Below are 20,381 nucleotides of genomic sequence, written 5' to 3' on the forward strand. Positions count from 1 at the left end.
CTATTGTAGCATTATTGACAAATGGTAAATTTTCATGATATAGTTGACCAGTTATTAGCGATAAAACAAAAAGGGCACTTCAATGACTCCACAAAATACATGTATTCCGCGTGACGTACAGCTACAAGCTGCGATGTTCCGTCTTGGCAAGATGGAAGACGAAATCCAGAGCGGCTACGAAATTCTCCGAAAATATCAGAAAACAATAACCATCTTTGGCTCGGCGCGCACCGACCCGAATAGCGCCTATTACCATGCCGCGAAAGAAACAGCCGAGCGGCTAGCCAAGCTCGGTTACGCTATTGTTTCTGGTGGTGGACACGGCATCATGGGCGCCGCCAACGAAGGCGCTAATAAGGCCGTCCAAGAGGGAGCGCGAGCTGCTGGCGGCGAGTCGATCGCGTTCAATATCCGCCTGCCGCATGAACAGGAAGTCAATAAGTATGCTACCGAGGTGTTTGAGTTTCAGCACTTTGCCCCGCGAAAGATCGTCATGACCATGTTTGCTAATGCCTATATTTATTTCCCAGGCGGCTTCGGTACATTGGATGAACTGGCGGAGATATTGACGCTAATCCAGACTGAAAAAGCTAACCGCGCGCCAGTGATCTTGTTTGACACAGCATTTTGGAGCGATTTGGATGCCTTTTTCCGCAATCATATGCTGGCTGAGGGAGCTATCGTTGAGAAAGACCTGGATATTTATACTATCACCGATAGCGTTGACGAGATCATTGAGCTGGTACAAGCAAATAAGACCTATTGCTGATCACCTATCGTGTCAATTCAGACTTTTTGGGATTTCTTCAGGGTATTTGTATTTTGCTGGGACTTTTTATGAGGTTTTTTGCTAGCAGATTTTTTAGATTTTACGGGCACGGCAGCTGACTTGCGGCGTTTTGGTTTAGCGTTGGCTACCGGTAGCTGGAACGGCGACGCTGACTTGACTGGCTCACCGACGGCCGAGGCAACATAGCAAATCCCGCCCTCGCAGACAACGCGCTCAACAGTCGGCGTGTGCGTGCGCGGATGGGCTGAAAAACGACGGGTTATTTCATAGCCAAGCCCGCGCTTACCAGATTCGATACGATGCTGACCGTATGGTAATTGATGATGATAATTTTCAACGATATCCACCGGATGAAACGAGATAACCTGCCCGTCAAAATCCATCATCACCCAGTCGCTAGCTCTCGCCCAGGCTGCCTGATCAATCCGCGGCGCAGCAGCCATTAGCGCCTGATACACTTCTCTACCCGTCGTGTCCGCCGGATCAAGCCCCAGTGCACGGATAATTGAATGAGCCCGAGCTAAAATCTCAGTAATCAACCTCACATCGCTATCGTCACCGGCCATTCGTCTGAGCTCGCTCACGGCAACTCGTGTCCGCACTGAATCACCCAATAATTTTGTTAAGTTTCTTGACATTAAAACTCCTTTTCGCTTAGTGGCATGGCATGTAGTCGCGCACCTTGATATAAGATACCAGTTTTAGCACCAATATGATTGACGACCGAGCTTGAATTTGCGCTGGCAAATACTACTGCGTCCTTCAGCTGGGCGCCATGAGCCCACTGACTCAAAAAGCCACTGGCAAATGCATCACCTGCGCCAGTCCGATCAATTGCTGGCACATCCTCGTACATCGCTGCTCTGACAATCGTTACACCATCAGACGCCATCGAGCCATTCACGCCGTCTGTCAGCAACACCACCGGCACGAGCTCTTTTGCTCGCCGCACCAGCTGTTCCAGATCATCACCCGGCACTAACTGTTGCATCTCTTCTTTGTTCAGTGCCAATACCTCCACATCATCCAGCAGTCCCATTAACTTCTCGCGCTGTGCTAGCTCTCGCTTGCCTGGATTAAAGCAAATTTTCATACCAGCTGCTCGCGCCTCACGAAATACCTTATCCAAGACCGTCATCTGACCTGCTAATGTTGATACATACAACCAATCAGCCTCAATATCCGCCACGGTAAAATCAGCCGCGTGATAATGCGTTGATGCGCCGCGATACGTCAAAATTGTCCGTTCACCATTTGGCGCCAATAACAATACCGAGTAGCCCGTATTGTATTTTTGGGAAAATCGAACATATCGCGTATCAACATTCTCGGCGTCCAGATCATCCAGCACTGCTTGGCCAGCCGGATCACGGCCGACAACGCCCAAAAACATCACTTCGTGGCCCTGCCTGGCAAAGGTTACCGCGGCATTCGTCGCACCCCCACCCGTCGAAAAATGGATCTGGTTGACGTCGGCCTTGGCACCAAGTTCTAACTTAGCAAAACAACGTTCTGGACTGTCGCACACCGGAGCCAAGGCGTCTGACTGGCTTAAAAAAACATCCTGCACACCAGCACCAACAGTAATAATTCTTGCCATTACACCACCGCCTTTCCGGCTGAACCGAAGGCCTGAATTTTCGTCTCAACTACTTCCTGAACGGCTGCGTACACCGGTGGCATCAGCTTAACGATGGCATATTCATTTGGATTTTCACGCAAGGTTTTTTCCAGTGTGGTGCGGAAAGCGTAGCGCATGTCGGAGTTGATGTTGATTTTAGAGACGCCAATTTTTGCTGCGTCCTCAAAATAATGCAGCGGCGTGCCTGATCCGCCATGAAGCGAAATCTGGCAGTGCAGCGCTTCGCGGATGCGTCCTAATAATTCCAAATCCAAAACTTTCGGCACCGGATACAACCCGTGCAAATTACCAATCGCCGCCGCAAAAGTGTCAATTCCCGTCGCCTCTACGAAATCACGCGCGCCTTCTGGCGTGGAAAAGGTTTTCTTAATTTCTTCATAGTCAATCGCCTCGGTGTGGACATTTGACGAACCCCAAAAATAATGCGGCTCGGCTTCCACCAACGCGCCGGTGAACTTGGCGTACTCGACAACCTCACGAGTTTTGGCAATGATTTCCTCGTCCGAGGCATCGTGATTTGCCTGGGAAATATCGATATGCACAAACTCATAACCCGCGTCAATCGCCCGCTTGCATCCCTCCACCGTTGGCCCGTGATCCAAGTTCAAATACATCTCGATGCCATATTCAGCCTTATAATTATCCACCAGATCGCGCACGTTTTCTAGACCCATAGCCTTCACCTCGGCGTCGGACACTTCGACCAGCACCGGCGATTGGAGTTTCTGCGCCGCGCGCGCTACCGCGATCAGCGTTTCTTGATTATCAATATTAAACGCCCCGACCGCAAAATGTTGCGCCCGTGTCCGCTGCATCAAATGGCGCGCATGCGTGGTATTGCGCCGAATGTCAGAAATTGTCAGTCCCATAACCTCGCTTTATCCCTTATACTACTTATGGTTAGTATAGCAGCGGCGGCGGAAAATGAAAAGAGGCGAAGGGGTTTTACGATTTATTTTTGTACGGTTTTCGTCAAAATGCTGGCCTTATCTTTTGGCTCATCATAGGGTCAATCCCGATGAGGGAACTTGGTATTTTTACTTATGCAGCAGCATGGGAGATCGCGACACTCGTGACAATTCCCTGTATAGCTGTGGACGCTCGAGAAATTCCCTGGCGTCTGCGCCAGCCTAAATAAATGACAGGTTATCTTTTACGTGCCGGACAATTGTTTCAACATCAAGTCCATGCTTTTGCCATAATTCAGCTACCGAGCCGCTTTCGCCGAACTGGTCGCGGACGCCGATGCGCTTTATTTTGACTGGCAATTTCTCGCCGAGTACTTCCGCCACCGCGCTGCCAAATCCGCCGGCGATTTGCCCTTCTTCCGCTGTCACCACACGGCCGCATTTTTGGGCGGCGGCAACGACCGCTGCTTCGTCCAGCGGTTTAATAGTGCTAAAATGCACGACTTCTGCCTGAACGCCGGCGTACGCCAATTGTTCTGCCGCCATGAGGAGTTGATAGGTCATCGTGCCAGTACCTAGTAACGCCACATCGGTACCCTGCCGCAGTACAGACGCCTGGCTAATCGCCACTTCCCCATCCAAAAACAGCGGCATATCGGCCCGCGGCAACCGCACATAATTTGGCCGCGGATCAGTCGCCATCACTGCCGCCATTATTTCGGCCTCGTAGGCATCACCTGGCGCCAAGACCACCATGTTTGGCAGGCTCCGCATCAGCGCGATATCCTCCAGCATTTGGTGCGTTGCCCCGTCCGCACCGACATTCAGCCCGGCATGTGAACCGACCAGCTTGACCGGCTGGTTATTCAGGCAAATCGTCGTCCGAATTTGTTCCCAATTACGCCCCGGACTGAACGCCGCATAACTGGCCGCAAACGGGATATTACCCATCGCTGCTAACCCTGAGGCTACTGTTACCAGATTTTGCTCTGCCACACCAACCTCAATAAATCGCGGTGCACCAATTTGCTCGGCAAACTCGCCAAAGCCAACACTTTCTGCCAAGTCGGCGCTTAGCGCAACAACTTGACTATTGTTCATTGCTGTGTGAACTAGCCCATGGCCAAAACTAAGCCGCATCGACGCGGTATTTCCCGCGCGCCAATTGTCCCGCAACACACTCATGCGCCTACTGCTCCTTCCGACTGTTTCCCGGCTGATAGACCCAATTTTGCCAGCGCCGCAGCGGCCTGCTCAGCATTTGGCGCCTTGCCGTGCCACCGATAATCACCCTCCATAAAATCAACGCCGCGCCCGGGTATCGTATGCGCGATAATCACGCTCGGCTGCTCGCGTACTGCCTGCGCCACTTCAACCGCCGCGATAATTTGTGTCATGTCATGCCCGTCAATTTCCTGCGCCTGCCAGCCGAAACTGCGCCATTTCTCGCCCAAATCATCCAGCGGCATGACCTGCTCAGTATCGCCGCCAATTTGAATATTATTACGATCAATGATGGCTATTAGCCGGCCTAATTTATACTTGGCTGCAAACATCGCCACTTCCCAAATATTACCCTCATCAAGTTCACCGTCGCCTAAACTACAATATAAGAAGCGCTCCGAATTCTGCAAATACTGCAAATGATACGCCATACCGGCAGCCTGACTGAGACCGCAGCCAAGCGGCCCGCTGGTCGTCTCTAGCCCTGATAATTTCACCCGCTCCGGATGGCCTTGTAGCCGCGAGCCAAACTGCCGCAAACTCATTAACTCTGATTCCGATAAAAATCCGCGCATCGCCATCGCTGCGTATAGCAGCGGCGCATAATGGCCATTGCTCATGACGAACAGATCGCGATCAGGCCGATCCGGTTCTTCTGGCCGCAATCTAAGAATCCGAAAATACAGCACTGCCATCACATCAGCAAACCCCAGCGGCCCTGCCACATGACCGCTGCCAGCAGCCGTCACTTGGCGAATAATCAGCTGCCGTAACTCTTGCGCCTTCTTTTCTAGCTGGCCAGTCGTGAGTTGGCTCATGGTAAACTACCCGAGCACACCCGTCTTGCTAATTTCCTGCTGGAGTTTAGCGAACATTGCTGGTGGATCAGTTGCTTTTTGGATTGTCCCACCAACGTTCAGGACGTTCACGCCGCCCTGAACAAGGCTATAAGCATTGTCAACCATCACACCACCATCCCAACCAATTTCAACATTCGGATTAATCATCTTGACGAGCCGAATTTTTTCCAGCTGCATCAGGCTGGCTGTTCCGCCAAACTTACCTAGCTCACCGCTGAAAATCAGGACATGCTCTGCCTCTTTGATAAGCTCTTCGACGGTTTGCGGCACTGTTGGCTTGAGCAGTGCTAGCCCGGCCATAATACCCGAGCGCTTAATTTCTTTGAGTGCCCCCAACACGTCGCCTTCGGCCTCGGCATGAATGATAATCAAGTGCGGCCTCAGTGCAATTAACTTTGGTACATACTCATCTAGTTTGTTCACCATAGCGTGAATATCAATCGTCCAACCTTCTGGTGCCCATAATTCTGGGATGCTGACCGTAAAGGTTGGCGCAAATTCACCATCAGTCAAATCGATATGCACCCGCTCAGCAAAGCCGGTAATTCTATCGACTTGCTCTTTGTATTGCTGGGCATTTTCTGCCAAAATTGCCGGGGCGATAACACTACTCATACGATTTCATCCAGTTGCGCATTGCGCCGATTATACCGCGGGGCATCCGCGTATGCAGTATTGAGCCACGTTTCAACAATGCCCTTCCAGGCAGCTTCGTTATCCTCGAGGACCCTAGCCGGCAGGCATAATACATTCGAATTATTGTCACGCCGCGTCATCCTCGCCTCATGTGCATCCCAAATAACACTGGCGCGGATCCCCTTAAAACGATTCGCCGCCATACACATACCCTGACCGCCGCCGCAAATTAAAATTGCCCGTGGATCATCCTCGCCATCACCAATCACTCGCAGCGCTGCCGCTGCCGCAAACTGTGGAAAGTCGTCATCAGGATTAAGCTCACGACCACCGACATCCTCGACTGCGTAGCCACTTTTCGCCAAATACGCAAATACTTTTTCTTTCAGCGCAAACCCGCAATGATCTGAACCAAGATAAATCTTCATGGGTTTAGTATAAGCGGTTTGGGCGATATTTGCAACCAATCAAGTCCTTGGAAGCTCAACTCATTACGTCGAGCCGCAGCCAGCCAACACCTTACCCATCGCCTCTTTTTCTGCATTTGTTACCCACAGACGATATTTACGCTTGATCGCCACCTGCCGTTCAATGTACTGACAGCGAAACGGTTTGTTAGGAGGCAGCCAGGTTGCCGCGTCGCCATCGCCTTTGGCTTGGTTGGCCGGACCGTCAGCAGCCAACAAATTCAGCGGGTCGTTTGCCAATTTTTCTCGTTCCTCACGTGGTAGTTGCTGTGCACCTTTCTGCCACGCATCACTTAACGCCACCACGTGATCAATTTGTACTTTCGACGAAGTCTCTGGCCCGCGCTGAAACTTGATCGTCCGGCCGGTATACGGGTCACGTAGTGTCCCGGCCAACACGCGACATTTATCATCAATTTTTGTTTCCGTTAGATCCCGCGCCAGGATCACCTCGCGCACCGAACAGCCGCTCATTTTGCCCCAACCATCACTAAATTGTTTGCGGCTATAGCCCGTTTTGGATGCGCGACCTTTAACCTCTAGTTTAGCTAACTCCGCCTGAGCGTTTGAATCACCAAATAATTGCCGCTGCATAGACGGCGAAGTCGGCGCAACCCGCGGCTGCTGTAGCTGCACCGCCCACACTACTGCACCCACTACCGCCGTGACAAGCAGTACCGTTATCTGCCGCCGTCTAATTTTCCTCGTTGCCATATTTATATTATAATAAAAGTATGAAAACAGTTCCACGCCTACTCGACACCTTTATGCCACATCATTACGCATTAACTCTTGATCTGACGCACGCCGAAGAAAAATCTTTTTCTGGCTCGGTAATTATTTCTGGCGAGTCAACTAGTGAATTGATTTCGCTGCACACCAAAGACTTGACCATTCATTCAGCGTTGATTGACGATCAGCCAGCCGAGTTTTCTCACGGTGAATTTGATGAATTACGCCTGTCGTACCCAGAGTTGTCCAATGGTGAGCACACGGTTTGCATCAAATTTTCTGGCGCTATCACCGACGCCATGCACGGGCTGTATCCGTGTTACTTTACGCATGACGGCGTCAAAAAGCAATTGTTTGCCACCCAATTTGAATCACACCACGCCCGCGAGGTATTCCCATGCGTTGATGAGCCAGCTGCCAAAGCAACCTATGACGTAACGCTCGTCACTGCTCCGAAGCTAACCGTCCTTGGCAATATGCCCGTCACTGAATCATCCGAAAAGGACGGCACGCTGATAACAACTTTTGCCACCACGCCACGAATGAGCAGCTACCTACTTGCTTTTGTTGTCGGTGAGCTACACAAAAAGACCACTCATACCGCCTCTGATGTTGAGGTAAACGTCTGGGCAACACCGGCTCAGAGCGAGGATACTCTTGATTTTGCGCTAGACATTGCTACTCGCTCAATTGATTTTTATGATGAGTATTTCGGCGTGCCATATCCGCTGCCAAAATCAGACCACGTGGCACTGCCAGATTTCTCGTCAGGCGCCATGGAAAACTGGGGGCTAATCACCTACCGCGAAAGCTGCTTGCTGGCTGACCCAAAATTAACACCGGAGTCGTCCAAGCGCTTCATCGCCACCGTCATCGCCCACGAACTCAGCCACCAGTGGTTCGGTAACCTGGTAACGATGCAATGGTGGAACGACCTGTGGCTGAATGAGAGTTTCGCCAATATGATGGAATACGTAGCAGTCGACGCGCTACATCCTGAATGGCGGATGTGGGAGGATTTTGCAACGAGTGAAGTCACTGCGGCACTGCGGCGCGATAGCCTGGACGGCGTACAGCCCGTGCAGGCCGATGTTAATCACCCAGATGAGATTAGCACCCTGTTCGACCCGGCGATTGTCTATGCCAAAGGCGGACGGCTATTAGTGATGGTACGGCGGCTGATCGGCGAGGAAGCGTTCCGTTCTGGGCTAAAATCGTATTTTGAAAAATTTGCATATAAAAACACTATTGGCAACGATTTATGGCAAGAATTGGAAACTGCCAGCGGACAGCCGATTGTTAAATTGATGAATGCCTGGATTTCTCAGCCAGGGTTGCCGATTGTACAGGTCGAGCAGGATAGTTCTGGCGAGCAGTCCACTGTCACCTTACGCCAAGAACGATTTTTCATCGGCGATCACCAGCCGTCCGATGCCCTGTGGCCGATTCCGCTGTTCGCCAATCAGCCGCTTGATGATATTCTGACCGAGCGCGAGAAAACATTTACGGCAAATGGCGATGTTCGGCTAAACTGCGGACTGAACGGACATTTCGTAACGCACTACGACTCAGCAACGCGAGACCGATTGATCGAAAAGGCGGCAGAATTATCGACGTTAGATAAAATTTGCTTACTGCAAGACATGACGTTGTTAGCGCGGTCTGGACGAGAAAGTTCGGCGGCGCTGCTGCCGCTGGCACGCGTTTTTCAGCACGAGACCAATGAAAGAGTCTTTAATAAAGCCGGGACAAATTTGGTGGAATTACGCAAATTCGTCGATGACAGTGAAGCAGGACGCGCTCGGCTAAAGCAGATTTCTGTTGAATTTGCCCGCGATACATTCATGGAACTTGGCTGGGATGAGCAGGACGGCGAGTCTGATGACGATCGCGAGCGGCGCACGGCAGCGCTAGGTTTGATGTTATACGGCGAGGACTCAGCAGCACTCGCGGAGGCCAAGCAACGCTTTAATGAGACTAACCTAGGTGATTTACCAGCTGAAATTCGGCCGCTGATCATCAATGCCAATGTCAGACATTTTGAGACGCCAGAAATGATTGACAAGCTTTTTACGATATATCAGAATACGCCGTCAGCCGACCTGCAGGTTGACATCGCGCTAAGCTTGACCTCGACGAAGAATCCAGCAACCGCCGAACGAATTTTAGTAGCAATAAAAGATGCTAATATTATCCGCCCGCAAGACGCCAGCCGTTGGTTTATTTATCTGATCCGCACGCGGGAAAACCGGCAAATTGCCTGGAACTGGCTGAAAGAAAATTGGTCGTGGGTGAAAGACACCTTTGGCGGCGATAAAAGCTACGATAATTTTATCCGCTACGCCGCCAGCGCTCTGTTGACCCGCGATGAGCTAAACGACTTCACCAAATTCACTAAGCCGCTGCGCGCCGAACCGGCCCTAACCCGCACCATTGATCTGGGCATCCGCGAGATTGCCGGCAGAGTAGCACTGATTGAGCGAGATCAGGCGGCGGTTATTGATGCGCTTAATTAAGTAATATGAGTTATACACTTTTACAGTTGACTTATTTAATATCGAGTGGTATAATCGCCAACAAACATTAACCACACTGAGTGGAGTTGGTGCGTGTTTGAGGTAATAAATTAACTCAATTTAAGGAGATCTTATGGGAAATCACAACACTATTGGTAGCCAGGGAGACCGGAGAGATACACCGCACCAGATAGCTGACACCGTGCGTGAGCTGGGGCAAAAGGCCGTGGCTTGGGCCTTAATGGCTGGCACGGCCGCATTTGGACTCGTAGGCTGCTCGTCGGGGAAGAAAACCACCGAACACAAGACTGTCTCCGTGGCTTGCGGCCACGATTCGTTAGCAGTACCGCAGATTGAACGTGCTGAAACTTACAAATATAATATAACTGGAGAGCCAAGGCTCGGAGTAGTTACTGTTGGTTGCCCCCGTGGCGGCAATGTCATAGTTACCGGCATAAATGAACCAAACGGTAATCCTGCGCCAAAGGGTGAGCTATTTCCACATACTCTTGAGATAACTGCCCTTTGCTCTCAAGGCGATACAGGCTTCAAAACACGTGTTACCGACACGCCGGCTGGCAACAATATATTTGAAGCCACCATAAAAGACTGCTCCATCGAAAGTGCAGTAATAAACCGGCCCTAGCTAACAGCATATTACCAAATTACAACCTACACCACTAGGCATTCGGCGTTGTAATCCCTATCAATAGCTACAGCTAACATACACATATCGCGTCCCTCATATTGCGGATGTTTTGCTATGAATAGTTCCGCCGCAAAACGCATTTGTCGCTGTTTTTTGGCAGTAATCGCCGCCAAGCCATCACCATATCTGGAATTGTTGCGATATTTGACCTCGGAGAAATACAGCACATCGTCTTTTACGCTGACGATGTCAATCTCGCAGTACCGTGTCCGCCAGTTGCGAGCAATGATCTCATGACCGTCCGCCCCTAGCTGATCCGCTGCTGCTTGCTCGCCTGCATTACCAATGTCGCGAGTAGTGGATAGGTGAGCAACGGGTTCGCTATCTCCTCCGACAGAGGCTGTGGAACGTTCGCGAGTAGCGGACGTTTCAGCCGAACGCTCACAAGACATCTCCGGTGGAGATGCGAGTGAAGAGTGTACTCTGTCGGAGGATGGTAGCGAACCCGCCTCCACATACTTCTGTAGCGGCGCAAAACTCAGTCGATGCAGTGGCGTCACGCCCAACCGCTCAATTGCCATACGGTGCTTCGCCACGCCATAGCCAGCATTTGACGCGAAGCCGTACCCTGGATAGACCACATCTTGCTCGACCATAAAATTGTCGCGCGCCACTTTGGCGATAATTGACGCGGCCGATACGCTCGGGATCAAACCATCGGCCTTAGCCATCACCGTTACATATTGTTCCAGCGCCGTATCCGCCAGAAAATTGACCGTTCCGTCAATGATAATTTCATCAAATGCCAAATTCTTCTCCTTGCACTGCGACTGAATTTGTTGTACCGCTCGCCGCGTTGCCAATCGCAGCGCCTGACTCATACCAACCTCGTCCAATTTTCCAGCGCTCACCCAGCCCAGCGCCCACGCAGCCGCCTGCTCGCGAATCACCTCATCCAAAGCCTCGCGGCGTTTTTTAGTCAACTTTTTACTATCATCCAAACCCTCAATCTCGACACCACCCAAAATCACCGCGCCCACCACCAGCGGCCCCGCCCACGGCCCACGTCCGACTTCATCAATGCCGAGGATCATGCGCGCGCCTACCCTTTTTCACATCCTTTTTTACGTCCGAACCCATGACCACCCAGCCCAGCCACACCGCCGCCGCACCCAGCGTATTTGCCAAGATATCCCAATTGGTATCGTCCAGCTTGATACGCGCCAAACCAACCTTGACCATAAATAATTCTGCCAGCTCATTAATGCATCCCAGCGCCGACACCAGTGCAAACACCGAAAACACCATCACCAACCAGTGCGCCCGCCAGCGCGTCGCCAGCACCAAATATATCCACAACAATCCCGTAAACAATCCGCCGCCCACGAAATGCGTAGTAAAACTAGTGTCTCGCCCCTCGATCAGCGGCGATGGCAAATACCACGAGATAAAAAACAACACGCACGCAACGTATAGCAGCCAGCGGCACTTTACTTCATCGGTAAAACCCTGGCGACGCAACATATACGGCACCGCAAATACCAAAGTCACGGGGACAAACACAGAAATATAATGAAAGATTGACATACTAGCATTATACCATGAGAAAACCGCCCCCAGAGAGGGCGGTCTGTTTACCTCAAAACCAATTACGCTTCTTTATGGCGAGCTTCTACTTCAGCAGCCTTGGCGTCAAGTTCTGCCTGAGCAGCATCTTTCTCAGCCTGCTTGGCAGCGGCAGCTTGTGCAGCTTCCTCTTTCAGGCGTTCAGCTTCCGCTTCAGCCTTGGCATCGTGCACGTTGTTGACAGCCACGCGGTCAAAGTTTTTGGCAGTCAGGCGAGCTGATTTACCAGAACGCTTACGTAGGAAGCTGAGGAACTTGCGACGAACCTTGGCACGGCGGACGATTTCCACCTTTTCAATCAGTGAGCTGTGCAGCAAGAATGATTTTTCCACGCCAACACCTGATGCAATCTTACGAACAGTGATGCGTGAGGTGTGCGAACCTTTGTTGTCGGTGCGGATGACCACACCTTCAAACATCTGGATACGCTCTTTATTGCCTTCTTTAATCTTCTGGTAAACACGAACGGTGTCACCGCTGCGGGCGTCAACAACTGCTTGCTTTTTCTGTGCTTGATTGACTTTGTTGATTAACTCAAAACTCATGACTCATGATATTTCCTATCTTCCAAACCTGTCACGGCTGGCCACGCAGCTGTACCCCTGCGGCTCCACACCTAACAAAGCTTGAATAATTTAACTCTGTACAACTTCAGTGTATTTTAGCATAGAACATGAAACTATACAAGATGATCTAGCGGTTATAATGGATACCGCGAATTGCTTAATTCTACAGATTCCTCAAAATGGCGTTAATCGATTTCTCTTGACCATAACCAACCCAGATGTCATGGTCGTGATCATCGTCATCATCGTCTAGCTCGACAAAGGTGCTTTGTTTGGTCACGCCATATTTTTGACGGAGATCCTGACGGCTGTCATAGTCAACCTTCAGAATCTGCACACCAGCTGGGATTGGGCCTTCGCGCAACACCTTGTCAAACGCCTGGCAATCACCACACCACGGAGCGTAGAAAAATAGGATTGTCTTCCGGTAAGCATGTTCCCGGGTATTGCCGTCGACATAATCAGCGTAACGACCGACGGCTGGATTCACCGGCTGTGCTGAGCCAGATGGCTGCTTGGAGACTGAGCCACCAGATTGGCCGGGAGCTTTTTGTGAAGTGCCTTGCTGTGGTGTTGATTCGTTGGCCGGAGTCTGCGGGCGAAGTAGTAACACAGCCGCCACTACACCACCGACAACCGCAGCAGTGATGATGCTTGTGATGATGATATACTTCTTATTCATACCTCTAGTATAGCAACGGTTCCACTGCTTTGGAAGCTCATATTAACCCCGCCTTCCATCACATCGATACCGCAGGATTGATGGAGAAAAAATACCAGATAGAGTACAATAGTAATATGGATTACAATAAATTAGCACTTGAATTACACAAAAAATATAAGGGCAAAATCACCACCAGTTTACGCGACCAGGAGGAGTTGGATCGCGATAAATTAAGCGCCTATTACAGCCCAGGCGTGGGTGCGATCAGCCAAGCGATTGCCGAAAATCCAGTAGACCTGCCAAAGTATACCTGGACGAACAATTTGGTCGGTGTGATTTCTGATGGCTCAGCGATTCTGGGCTTGGGCGATTTGGGGCCAAAAGCCGCCATGCCAGTGATGGAAGGTAAGGCACTGCTGTTCAAGCATTTTGCTGATGTTGACGCTGTGCCAGTTGTACTGGATGTTCACCAGCCAGAAGAAATTATTGCCACGGTTAAGGCAATCGCGCCGAGCTTTGGCGCAATTAACCTCGAAGACATCGCCGCACCAAAATGTTTTGAGATTGAAGAGCGCCTGAAAGCTGAGCTGGACATTCCCGTATTTCACGACGACCAGCACGGTACCGCGGTCGTGGTGTTAGCAGGACTAATCAATGCCGCGAAATTAACCGGACGAAACCTGGCAGACTGTAAATTTGTGGTCATTGGCGCTGGTGCAGCTGGCACGGCCATCATCAAGCTGCTACATCTATACGGCACAAGGAACATCGTGGCGGTAGATAGCCGCGGCATTGTTGGCTCGTCTCGCACGGATTTGAATGCTGAAAAAACTGCGCTATTAGAATACGTCGACGCTTCGCAAGCTGGCTCAATTGAAGACGCCATCACTGATGCTGACGTGTTCATTGGTGTGTCGCGCGCTGGGCTACTTACGCCTGAATTGGTACAAAAAATGGCCAACAATCCAATCATCTTTGCCCTAGCCAATCCAGTTCCAGAAATCATGCCAGACGTCGCTCGAGAGGCGGGTGTAGCAGTCATCGCCACTGGCCGCAGCGATTTTCCAAACCAGATCAATAATTCCTTGGCCTTCCCAGGCATCTTCCGCGGCGCCCTGGATCATGGTGTGAAAAAAATCACCGACCAGCATAAATTAGCAGCCGCCGAAGCGCTAGCTGGACTAGTCGAAAACCCAACTGCTGAGGAAGTCATTCCTTCGCCGTTTGACGAGCGAGTAGCGCCAACCGTCGCTCGTGTTATCACATAACCCTATTCGCCACATGCTAACGATCACAATAGAAGCTGTCGGAGAGCTGGCTTTAGCGTGGCTTTCTGATATCCACTAGATAACTCGATTGACTTCCTCAAGTGTCGTCTCGCCGCGCAAAGCCGCCAGCACGCCCGCCTGCAATAATGTCACCATGCCATGTTTCTTGGCTGTAGCCTCAATTGCTTCAGTGTGAACGTCGGCAATATCGCCACGTAGGAATTTCTGAATTTCCTCAGTCACCACCAGCTGTTCCATCACCGGGATACGCCCCTTGTAACCAAACGGTACCTCGTCGGTCGCCACGGGTCGCCACAGTTTAAACGTATCAAGATCAGGACAATCAACATGTGACGGTAGATCCCGCAAGACTTCCTTTACCCAATTGCGTGTCGCCTCATCTGGCTCATATTCTTCCTTGCTCTCATCGTGTAGCCGCCGCACCAGCCGCTGAGCGATCAATAGTCGCACCGCTGAGCTAAAGATTGGATTCTGCCCGATCATATCAATAATTCGACTAAATGCCGCTGACGTCGAGTTAGCATGAAAGCTTGACAGCACTAGATGCCCGGTAATCGACGCCTGAATTGCTGTCTTGGCAGTTTCCTGATCACGAATCTCACCAACCATCACCACGTCCGGGTCGAGGCGCAGCACGCTACGCAACCCATCATCAAACCGCTGGCCAGCCGTCGTATCAATCGGGATCTGCGTAATGCCGGGAATGGTATTTTCTACTGGGTCTTCCAGTGTAATCACTTTACGATCCGGCGTATTGAGCGCATTGAGAATGCTGTACAAAGTCGTTGACTTACCCGAACCGGTTGGCCCAACTAACAGCACCAGGCCACGCGGATGAGAAATAATCTCATCAATTTGCGCCCGTTCAGCTGCACCGATACTGAGCAAGTCTAGGTTCAGCATCGAGGTGTCAAAATTAAATAAGCGCAGCACTACGTCTTGACCATACATGGTTGGCACTGCTTCGACACGGAGGTTAAGGAGGTGTGATACCCCGTCACGATGGATTTCTTGCTGCATGTGCCCCGACTGCGGCTCATTGGACGCCGTCGAAATATTTGCTCGCGAAGCCAGTGCCGCCATGATAACTCGATAACGATCACGGCCCAGCTCCGCCACCGAGTGCAGCGCGCCATCAACGCGCATCCGCACCCGAATGGTGTCGCGCTGATTCTCAATATGAATATCCGAAGCATTCAGCCGATCCGCCTGATCAATCAAGTAGTTAAACACGTCGTTTGTGCCGACGGTCGCCAATGTTTGGCTGACCTGCTGGAGGGTGTCACTGTCGCCCTCTTTGGCGATTTCGATATTATCATAAATCACTTTCTTTGGCGGATCAAACCGCAGCATTAACGACCGAAAGCCCGAGGCTGATATCAGGAAGAATTTAGCAATGATGCCCTGCTCGCGGTAGTTATTAGTCATCGTCGCTACTAATGATTGTGGCGTCTGTGACGTAATGCCAAATCGATATGACTGCTCGTCAGGGTTTATCGCCAGTGGCACAACGTGTCCATTATACATCTCTTCAATCGTCAAAATATCACGAATCAGCGGAATTGTTTGTTCAAACTCGCGAGCATCCAGATATTGTAGGCCTAAAATCGCCGCTCGTTTCCGGGTTGCGTCTTCATCTTGATCGCGACGTTGTTGTTGAATTCGATCTTCATCCATCAACCTTATTATAGCAAAAAGCTTATCCTTGGGCGAGTGCTATAATGATATCATGCCAGAAATTACCCTCCTCGTGCACAATATTCGCTCGACGTACAATGTCGGTGCAATTATGAGAACAGCCGAAGGCTTTGGCGTCAGACAGATTATCTTTAGCGGCTATACGCCGTACCCCGATTTACGATTAGCCGACCCCCGGTCTATCGACCCAAGGCTGCCGCACATTACCGAAAAGTTAACCGCCCAGATTCACAAGACTGCACTGGGCGCAGAAACAATGCTGCCCTTTAGCTACGTAGCCGATATTCGTCAGTGGCTGGCAGAGAATGCCAACAGGGAACGCTTACCCGTGATTGCCCTAGAGCAGTCAGCGTCGAGTACAGAGCTCAATACGTTTCGGCCACCAGCCCGCTTTGCCCTACTCCTCGGCGAGGAGGTCCATGGCATTGAGCCGGACATTCTAGCGCGGTGCGATCACATCGTCGAAATCCCCATGCGGGGTGCCAAGGAGTCATTTAATGTCTCAGTCGCGGCCGGTATCGCACTCTACGGCCTCTGTTTTTCGCTAAATATAACCCCGGGCTAGATCATAATCCCTACGGGCGTAAATGATGTCACAATTGCCATTAAAATCAGCGTCACGTACCAAATCTTGCGATTAAATTGATACTTCTCGACCGACACCACTAAAAGCAGGCCGACAATCAGTCCAACCGGCAGCGCCTGGATCGCTACCACGCCCAGCTCGATCGGCTGCTTCAGTCGCAACCACAATGCCGCCAGTACGACACACACCACCAACTTTACGAAAAAGGTGCTGTCATTTTCATACAGCCGCTCCCGACCTTTGCGGTTGGTAATGCTACTTGCCTTCGAGCGATTACGAGCGTACGTTCGCGATTTTTGTTTTGCCATAAGCTTTTTTATCATATCATACCAGGCGCACCATAGCAAAGCAGCCCCGCATGAAAGCGAGGCTGCCCTAAGTTTAGGTTACGAGAAATAAATTACCACATATTTGTCAGGTGGACCGACTTAAATCCATTCCAACCGTGACCAACTTCTGCTGAACCACTACTAAACGGCCAATTCATATTACCACTATTTGTATATTGCAGCAACCGTCCGTCTTTCGTCCGACCGACAATATCCGCCAGGCCATCAGTATTCATATCACCGAGCATAATGGTATCAAACCCGTTCCAGCCATGACCGATTTGACGACCGCTCTCGAACATTGTCATCTTGTTGTCGCGTCCACGATTGAGATATGCCCACATCGTACCGTCCTGGCGTACTGCGACGATATCATCATAACCATCACCATTCAAATCACCAGCAACAATCGATCGAACATTATTCCAACCGTGACCGATTTGACGGGCTTCATCTGACACGAAATCATATGTCCCTTCAAGCTTCTTGTAGCGCAGATAGACCTTGCCTGCCATCAAGTTACCGTTAGCGTCGACATAAACATGTGAGACTGGGCTATCCTTACCGTTCAATTTAGCAAATACCGCGCCACCACGATGGTCGATGTCGCTCGCAACTGGCTTGTCAGCAAATGGCGTCGTTGCTGAGCCATTGTTACGGAATACTTGAGCCTTTTGATTCTTTGAATAGGCAACGATATCCGGACGACCATCGCCATCCATGTCAGCAAATGTAATGTTTGTGTATTTGTTAAAGCCCTGCCCGATCTTTGTTGAGCCGCCACTAAATGGCCAACCCGGGATAGCATTGTTCTGATATAGCCACAACGAGCCATCTTTGCTCAGGCCAACTGCGTCGCTGAAGACAACACCCTCGGTAGCATTCGCAACTGGTGCGCCACTCAGCACCAAGCCAAACACCGTCGCCGACAGCCCAAGCGCCGTTACCGTTTTCTTTAGTATTCCCATACGTCCCTCCACCGTCATAGACGGTATTTATTTAGTACACTCCTACCGTACTACGTTTTCTAAATAAAAGCAATCCCGCTTGTGATTATCAAGCGGGATCGTGGTAAATTCTACTGTAGGATTAGCAACCAATTACATCCGAATCTCGGCGTCAACACCAGCCGGTAAGCTCAGATTCTGCAGGCTATCAATCGTTTTTGGCGTGGCATTGGTAATGTCAATGAGGCGCTTATGGGTGCGCATCTCATAACTCTCGCCGCCCATTTTATAGACGTGCGGGCTTTTTACCACCGTGTAGGTACTGCGACGAGTCGGCAGCGGCACAGGGCCGGCCACGCTCGCGCCGGTGCGAATTGCCGTATCAATAATTTGTTTTGCTGACTGGTCGATGACTTTATGGTCGTACGCTTTCAGGCGAATACGAATCTTGATACCAGTGTCTTGAGCCATAGCTCCTCCTTTATGTGCGACTCCGTAACCTCTGCTCACGTCCGTGCCTCGCGGATGGCCGAGTTCTCGGAGTAAATTAATACTGTTTGGCGATTATATCACAATACCTGAAGTATGGCTAGTCAAGAACTACCGGATTTGCTGCCACCCACTGACGCCACTGCGCGACATCTTCAATCGGCGGTCGATAACCCATAGCTTCACCCAACCGGCTCGCCGCCAAAATACAGGCTGCAATATAGTCGGCACTAGCTTCGTGGTCAGACCGGACATATTCTTGGTATTGCTCACTAGTATAGTCCACCGGCAGAGGTACGATGGTATTATCTATCTCACCAAAAACCTGCATTATCTTTTCGTCAAGCTGGATTACGTGCCCTAACTCATGACAAAACGCTATCAACCCGACGATTTGACGACCTATTTCTGCATCCTCAAGTCGCTCACGCGGCACACCCAGTCGAGACGACATCCGTGCTATAAGATTCGGACTAGACAGCGTCTCCCTTGTACCGATGACAATCATTGGAATTTTCTCACCATTCCGTGTTTCACCCTCACCACCCCTGAAGTCACCACTGTTCTCATCAATAACAATTTGCATCTCCTCTAGTGTCCGAGCCGGAAACAAATTCAAGGCGGTCTCGTAAATATCACCTGCTAGCGAATTAATATACTCACCAAGTGTTTCAACTTTTAATTTTTGCGCTTTTTTGTGCAACAACTCTTCCATAATAATCTAACTGTAACATATAATATTTATTCCGTCAAACATCACTCTAAACTACGAATTGCTTCTGCCACCACTTTGGCCGAATGACGCAGTGCCGCCTGTTCGCGCTCATTAAGCGGATACCCAGTCAAGATCTTCACACCATCCGCACAAATCGTTGATGGCAGGCCGAGCACTACATCGTGCAGCCCATACTCGCCCTCAACCAGTGAGCAGACTGGATAGACCGAGCGTGACGACGAGCGTAGTGCCGAGACAATCTTGGAGATAACGAAACCAATTGCATAATACGTCGACCGCTTGGTCTCGATTACCCGATACGCTCGCTGGCGAATTTGCTCCTCAATACCGTCGACCATCGCTGGCTTAAATCCCGGATAATCAGCGAGCGGCACCTCACCGACTTGCGCCGATTCGATTGTCGCAAATGATGAATCACCATGCTCCCCTAAAATATAGGCGTCAACCTCCCGACTATGCACATCTAGCTGATCCGCGATATATGATTTAAGCCGCGACGTGTCAAGCGTTGTCCCCGTGCCAAACACCCGACTCTTTGGCAGGCCCGATTCTTTCAGCGCCACATACGTTAGTGCATCAACCGGATTTGACACCACAATGATATACGGGCGAGCACCGTTTCTCATAATATTTCTAACTGTCCCACGCATAATCTCAGCGTTCACACCGAGCAGCTCCAGTCGCGTCTGCCCCGGTTGTTGCGGCGCACCGGCAGTAACGACCACGATATCATCAGTCTTGATATCATCATAATCGCCTGGCCGCACCACAACACACCGATCAATCCCCATCGCATCATTGATATCCGCCGCCTGCCCCCACGCCAAGTCAGGGTTGCGGTCGATCAGCACAATTTCCTCAACCACGCTCCGTAGTGCGCAGGCGTATGCCGCTGTCGCACCGACCATACCGCCCGCACCGACGACCACCAACTTCTGTTTATTCATGTTTGTCTCCTAATTTTTATTGCGATAACTTCTCTACTGTAACGCTATCTTGTTGTTTTGTCAAGATACTCATAGTAATA

General features: G+C 50.7%; 23 protein-coding genes. 5 read left to right on the forward strand and 18 right to left on the reverse strand.

Annotated elements, in window-relative coordinates; all coding sequences use genetic code 11:
* The first annotated feature begins 82 nt into the window (after nucleotides 1–82).
* A complete protein-coding gene (locus tag FBF29_03170) occupies nucleotides 83–769 on the forward strand; it encodes a TIGR00730 family Rossman fold protein (GenBank protein ID QJU07683.1) in 687 nt (228 codons plus the stop codon).
* Between the two features lie 17 nt (nucleotides 770–786).
* Here FBF29_03170 and FBF29_03175 read toward each other — a convergent pair whose 3' ends face one another.
* The 8 genes from FBF29_03175 to FBF29_03210 all read right to left on the reverse strand — a co-directional run bounded on the left by FBF29_03175 (nucleotide 787) and on the right by FBF29_03210 (nucleotide 7,241).
* Entirely contained in the window at nucleotides 787–1,428 is a 642-nt protein-coding gene (locus FBF29_03175) for a hypothetical protein (protein ID QJU07684.1), read from the reverse strand.
* Nucleotides 1,428–2,390 carry a sugar kinase gene (locus tag FBF29_03180; protein ID QJU07685.1) on the reverse strand — a complete coding sequence of 321 codons (963 nt, stop codon included), beginning with the start codon at nucleotides 2,388–2,390 and terminating at the stop codon, nucleotides 1,428–1,430. The genes FBF29_03175 and FBF29_03180 overlap by 1 nt, the downstream gene beginning before the upstream one ends.
* The gene (locus FBF29_03185) at nucleotides 2,390–3,301 is read right to left on the reverse strand and encodes a class II fructose-bisphosphate aldolase (GenBank protein QJU07686.1); all 912 of its coding nucleotides are present in this window, start codon (nucleotides 3,299–3,301) and stop codon (nucleotides 2,390–2,392) included. Before FBF29_03185 ends, FBF29_03180 begins: the two co-directional genes overlap by 1 nt.
* Before the next feature lie 261 nt (nucleotides 3,302–3,562).
* A complete protein-coding gene (locus FBF29_03190; protein ID QJU07687.1) occupies nucleotides 3,563–4,525 on the reverse strand; it encodes a transketolase family protein in 963 nt (320 codons plus the stop codon).
* The gene (locus tag FBF29_03195; GenBank protein QJU07688.1) at nucleotides 4,522–5,382 is read right to left on the reverse strand and encodes a transketolase; all 861 of its coding nucleotides are present in this window, start codon (nucleotides 5,380–5,382) and stop codon (nucleotides 4,522–4,524) included. The genes FBF29_03190 and FBF29_03195 overlap by 4 nt, the downstream gene beginning before the upstream one ends.
* 6 nt (nucleotides 5,383–5,388) lie before the next feature.
* Nucleotides 5,389–6,039: a hypothetical protein gene (locus tag FBF29_03200; GenBank protein ID QJU07689.1), complete on the reverse strand. Its 651-nt coding sequence runs from the start codon at nucleotides 6,037–6,039 to the stop codon at nucleotides 5,389–5,391.
* Nucleotides 6,036–6,488, reverse strand: coding sequence for an RpiB/LacA/LacB family sugar-phosphate isomerase (locus tag FBF29_03205; GenBank protein QJU07690.1), 453 nt, complete (start codon nucleotides 6,486–6,488; stop codon nucleotides 6,036–6,038). The genes FBF29_03200 and FBF29_03205 overlap by 4 nt, the downstream gene beginning before the upstream one ends.
* 63 nt (nucleotides 6,489–6,551) lie before the next feature.
* Nucleotides 6,552–7,241: an HNH endonuclease gene (locus FBF29_03210; protein QJU07691.1), complete on the reverse strand. Its 690-nt coding sequence runs from the start codon at nucleotides 7,239–7,241 to the stop codon at nucleotides 6,552–6,554.
* 20 nt (nucleotides 7,242–7,261) lie between these two features.
* Here FBF29_03210 and FBF29_03215 point away from each other — a divergent pair, with 20 nt between their 5' ends.
* Together FBF29_03215 and FBF29_03220 are read left to right on the forward strand one after the other, a co-directional pair.
* Nucleotides 7,262–9,775 carry a M1 family metallopeptidase gene (locus FBF29_03215; protein QJU07692.1) on the forward strand — a complete coding sequence of 838 codons (2,514 nt, stop codon included), beginning with the start codon at nucleotides 7,262–7,264 and terminating at the stop codon, nucleotides 9,773–9,775.
* A gap of 133 nt (nucleotides 9,776–9,908) precedes the next feature.
* Nucleotides 9,909–10,421, forward strand: coding sequence for a hypothetical protein (locus FBF29_03220; protein QJU07693.1), 513 nt, complete (start codon nucleotides 9,909–9,911; stop codon nucleotides 10,419–10,421).
* 26 nt (nucleotides 10,422–10,447) lie between these two features.
* Here FBF29_03220 and FBF29_03225 read toward each other — a convergent pair whose 3' ends face one another.
* The 4 genes from FBF29_03225 to FBF29_03240 all read right to left on the reverse strand — a co-directional run bounded on the left by FBF29_03225 (nucleotide 10,448) and on the right by FBF29_03240 (nucleotide 13,298).
* Nucleotides 10,448–11,518, reverse strand: a complete 1,071-nt coding sequence (locus tag FBF29_03225; protein QJU07694.1) for a ribonuclease HII — start codon at nucleotides 11,516–11,518, stop codon at nucleotides 10,448–10,450.
* Nucleotides 11,502–12,011, reverse strand: a complete 510-nt coding sequence (locus FBF29_03230) for a hypothetical protein (protein QJU07695.1) — start codon at nucleotides 12,009–12,011, stop codon at nucleotides 11,502–11,504. The genes FBF29_03225 and FBF29_03230 overlap by 17 nt, the downstream gene beginning before the upstream one ends.
* Before the next feature lie 62 nt (nucleotides 12,012–12,073).
* Nucleotides 12,074–12,595, reverse strand: coding sequence for a 50S ribosomal protein L19 (locus tag FBF29_03235; protein QJU07696.1), 522 nt, complete (start codon nucleotides 12,593–12,595; stop codon nucleotides 12,074–12,076).
* 184 nt (nucleotides 12,596–12,779) lie between these two features.
* Nucleotides 12,780–13,298 carry a thioredoxin family protein gene (locus FBF29_03240; GenBank protein ID QJU07697.1) on the reverse strand — a complete coding sequence of 173 codons (519 nt, stop codon included), beginning with the start codon at nucleotides 13,296–13,298 and terminating at the stop codon, nucleotides 12,780–12,782.
* A 116-nt stretch (nucleotides 13,299–13,414) separates the two neighbouring features.
* Here FBF29_03240 and FBF29_03245 point away from each other — a divergent pair, with 116 nt between their 5' ends.
* Nucleotides 13,415–14,548, forward strand: coding sequence for an NADP-dependent malic enzyme (locus tag FBF29_03245; GenBank protein ID QJU07698.1), 1,134 nt, complete (start codon nucleotides 13,415–13,417; stop codon nucleotides 14,546–14,548).
* A gap of 75 nt (nucleotides 14,549–14,623) precedes the next feature.
* Here the strand turns inward: FBF29_03245 and FBF29_03250 are convergent, their stop codons facing one another.
* The gene (locus tag FBF29_03250) at nucleotides 14,624–16,246 is read right to left on the reverse strand and encodes a type II/IV secretion system protein (protein QJU07699.1); all 1,623 of its coding nucleotides are present in this window, start codon (nucleotides 16,244–16,246) and stop codon (nucleotides 14,624–14,626) included.
* A gap of 52 nt (nucleotides 16,247–16,298) precedes the next feature.
* Here FBF29_03250 and FBF29_03255 point away from each other — a divergent pair, with 52 nt between their 5' ends.
* The gene (locus tag FBF29_03255; protein ID QJU07700.1) at nucleotides 16,299–16,832 is read left to right on the forward strand and encodes an RNA methyltransferase; all 534 of its coding nucleotides are present in this window, start codon (nucleotides 16,299–16,301) and stop codon (nucleotides 16,830–16,832) included.
* On the opposite strand, the gene FBF29_03260 is transcribed toward FBF29_03255, so the two are convergent.
* The 5 genes from FBF29_03260 to FBF29_03280 form a co-directional block, all read right to left on the reverse strand.
* Nucleotides 16,829–17,161 (reverse strand): hypothetical protein, encoded by a 333-nt coding sequence (locus FBF29_03260; GenBank protein ID QJU07701.1) that lies wholly within the window; start codon nucleotides 17,159–17,161, stop codon nucleotides 16,829–16,831. The genes FBF29_03255 and FBF29_03260 overlap by 4 nt on opposite strands.
* 92 nt (nucleotides 17,162–17,253) lie before the next feature.
* Complete coding sequence (locus FBF29_03265; GenBank protein QJU07702.1) at nucleotides 17,254–18,168, reverse strand: hypothetical protein; 915 nt, start codon at nucleotides 18,166–18,168, stop codon at nucleotides 17,254–17,256.
* Nucleotides 18,169–18,282: 114 nt separating this feature from the next.
* A complete protein-coding gene (gene rpsJ / locus FBF29_03270; GenBank protein ID QJU07703.1) occupies nucleotides 18,283–18,600 on the reverse strand; it encodes a 30S ribosomal protein S10 in 318 nt (105 codons plus the stop codon).
* A 118-nt stretch (nucleotides 18,601–18,718) separates the two neighbouring features.
* Nucleotides 18,719–19,333, reverse strand: a complete 615-nt coding sequence (locus tag FBF29_03275; GenBank protein QJU07704.1) for a hypothetical protein — start codon at nucleotides 19,331–19,333, stop codon at nucleotides 18,719–18,721.
* A 41-nt stretch (nucleotides 19,334–19,374) separates the two neighbouring features.
* Nucleotides 19,375–20,301, reverse strand: a complete 927-nt coding sequence (locus tag FBF29_03280) for an L-lactate dehydrogenase (GenBank protein ID QJU07705.1) — start codon at nucleotides 20,299–20,301, stop codon at nucleotides 19,375–19,377.
* Nucleotides 20,302–20,381: the final 80 nt, after the last annotated feature.

The organism is Candidatus Saccharibacteria bacterium oral taxon 488, from assembly GCA_013099015.1.
Taxonomy (GTDB): domain Bacteria; phylum Patescibacteriota; class Saccharimonadia; order Saccharimonadales; family Saccharimonadaceae; genus Nanosynbacter.

Excerpts from the sequence above, each read along its gene's own strand:
- FBF29_03170 (QJU07683.1), top strand. The coding sequence starts at position 83 with ATGACTCCACAAAATACATGTATTCCGCGTGACGTACAGCTACAAGCT.
- FBF29_03175 (QJU07684.1), bottom strand. The coding sequence starts at position 1,428 with ATGTCAAGAAACTTAACAAAATTATTGGGTGATTCAGTGCGGACACGA.
- FBF29_03180 (QJU07685.1), bottom strand. The coding sequence starts at position 2,390 with ATGGCAAGAATTATTACTGTTGGTGCTGGTGTGCAGGATGTTTTTTTA.
- FBF29_03185 (QJU07686.1), bottom strand. The coding sequence starts at position 3,301 with ATGGGACTGACAATTTCTGACATTCGGCGCAATACCACGCATGCGCGC.
- FBF29_03190 (QJU07687.1), bottom strand. The coding sequence starts at position 4,525 with ATGAGTGTGTTGCGGGACAATTGGCGCGCGGGAAATACCGCGTCGATG.
- FBF29_03195 (QJU07688.1), bottom strand. The coding sequence starts at position 5,382 with ATGAGCCAACTCACGACTGGCCAGCTAGAAAAGAAGGCGCAAGAGTTA.
- FBF29_03200 (QJU07689.1), bottom strand. The coding sequence starts at position 6,039 with ATGAGTAGTGTTATCGCCCCGGCAATTTTGGCAGAAAATGCCCAGCAA.
- FBF29_03205 (QJU07690.1), bottom strand. The coding sequence starts at position 6,488 with ATGAAGATTTATCTTGGTTCAGATCATTGCGGGTTTGCGCTGAAAGAA.
- FBF29_03210 (QJU07691.1), bottom strand. The coding sequence starts at position 7,241 with ATGGCAACGAGGAAAATTAGACGGCGGCAGATAACGGTACTGCTTGTC.
- FBF29_03215 (QJU07692.1), top strand. The coding sequence starts at position 7,262 with ATGAAAACAGTTCCACGCCTACTCGACACCTTTATGCCACATCATTAC.
- FBF29_03220 (QJU07693.1), top strand. The coding sequence starts at position 9,909 with ATGGGAAATCACAACACTATTGGTAGCCAGGGAGACCGGAGAGATACA.
- FBF29_03225 (QJU07694.1), bottom strand. The coding sequence starts at position 11,518 with ATGATCCTCGGCATTGATGAAGTCGGACGTGGGCCGTGGGCGGGGCCG.
- FBF29_03230 (QJU07695.1), bottom strand. The coding sequence starts at position 12,011 with ATGTCAATCTTTCATTATATTTCTGTGTTTGTCCCCGTGACTTTGGTA.
- FBF29_03235 (QJU07696.1), bottom strand. The coding sequence starts at position 12,595 with ATGAGTTTTGAGTTAATCAACAAAGTCAATCAAGCACAGAAAAAGCAA.
- FBF29_03240 (QJU07697.1), bottom strand. The coding sequence starts at position 13,298 with ATGAATAAGAAGTATATCATCATCACAAGCATCATCACTGCTGCGGTT.
- FBF29_03245 (QJU07698.1), top strand. The coding sequence starts at position 13,415 with ATGGATTACAATAAATTAGCACTTGAATTACACAAAAAATATAAGGGC.
- FBF29_03250 (QJU07699.1), bottom strand. The coding sequence starts at position 16,246 with ATGGATGAAGATCGAATTCAACAACAACGTCGCGATCAAGATGAAGAC.
- FBF29_03255 (QJU07700.1), top strand. The coding sequence starts at position 16,299 with ATGCCAGAAATTACCCTCCTCGTGCACAATATTCGCTCGACGTACAAT.
- FBF29_03260 (QJU07701.1), bottom strand. The coding sequence starts at position 17,161 with ATGGCAAAACAAAAATCGCGAACGTACGCTCGTAATCGCTCGAAGGCA.
- FBF29_03265 (QJU07702.1), bottom strand. The coding sequence starts at position 18,168 with ATGACGGTGGAGGGACGTATGGGAATACTAAAGAAAACGGTAACGGCG.
- rpsJ (QJU07703.1), bottom strand. The coding sequence starts at position 18,600 with ATGGCTCAAGACACTGGTATCAAGATTCGTATTCGCCTGAAAGCGTAC.
- FBF29_03275 (QJU07704.1), bottom strand. The coding sequence starts at position 19,333 with ATGGAAGAGTTGTTGCACAAAAAAGCGCAAAAATTAAAAGTTGAAACA.
- FBF29_03280 (QJU07705.1), bottom strand. The coding sequence starts at position 20,301 with ATGAATAAACAGAAGTTGGTGGTCGTCGGTGCGGGCGGTATGGTCGGT.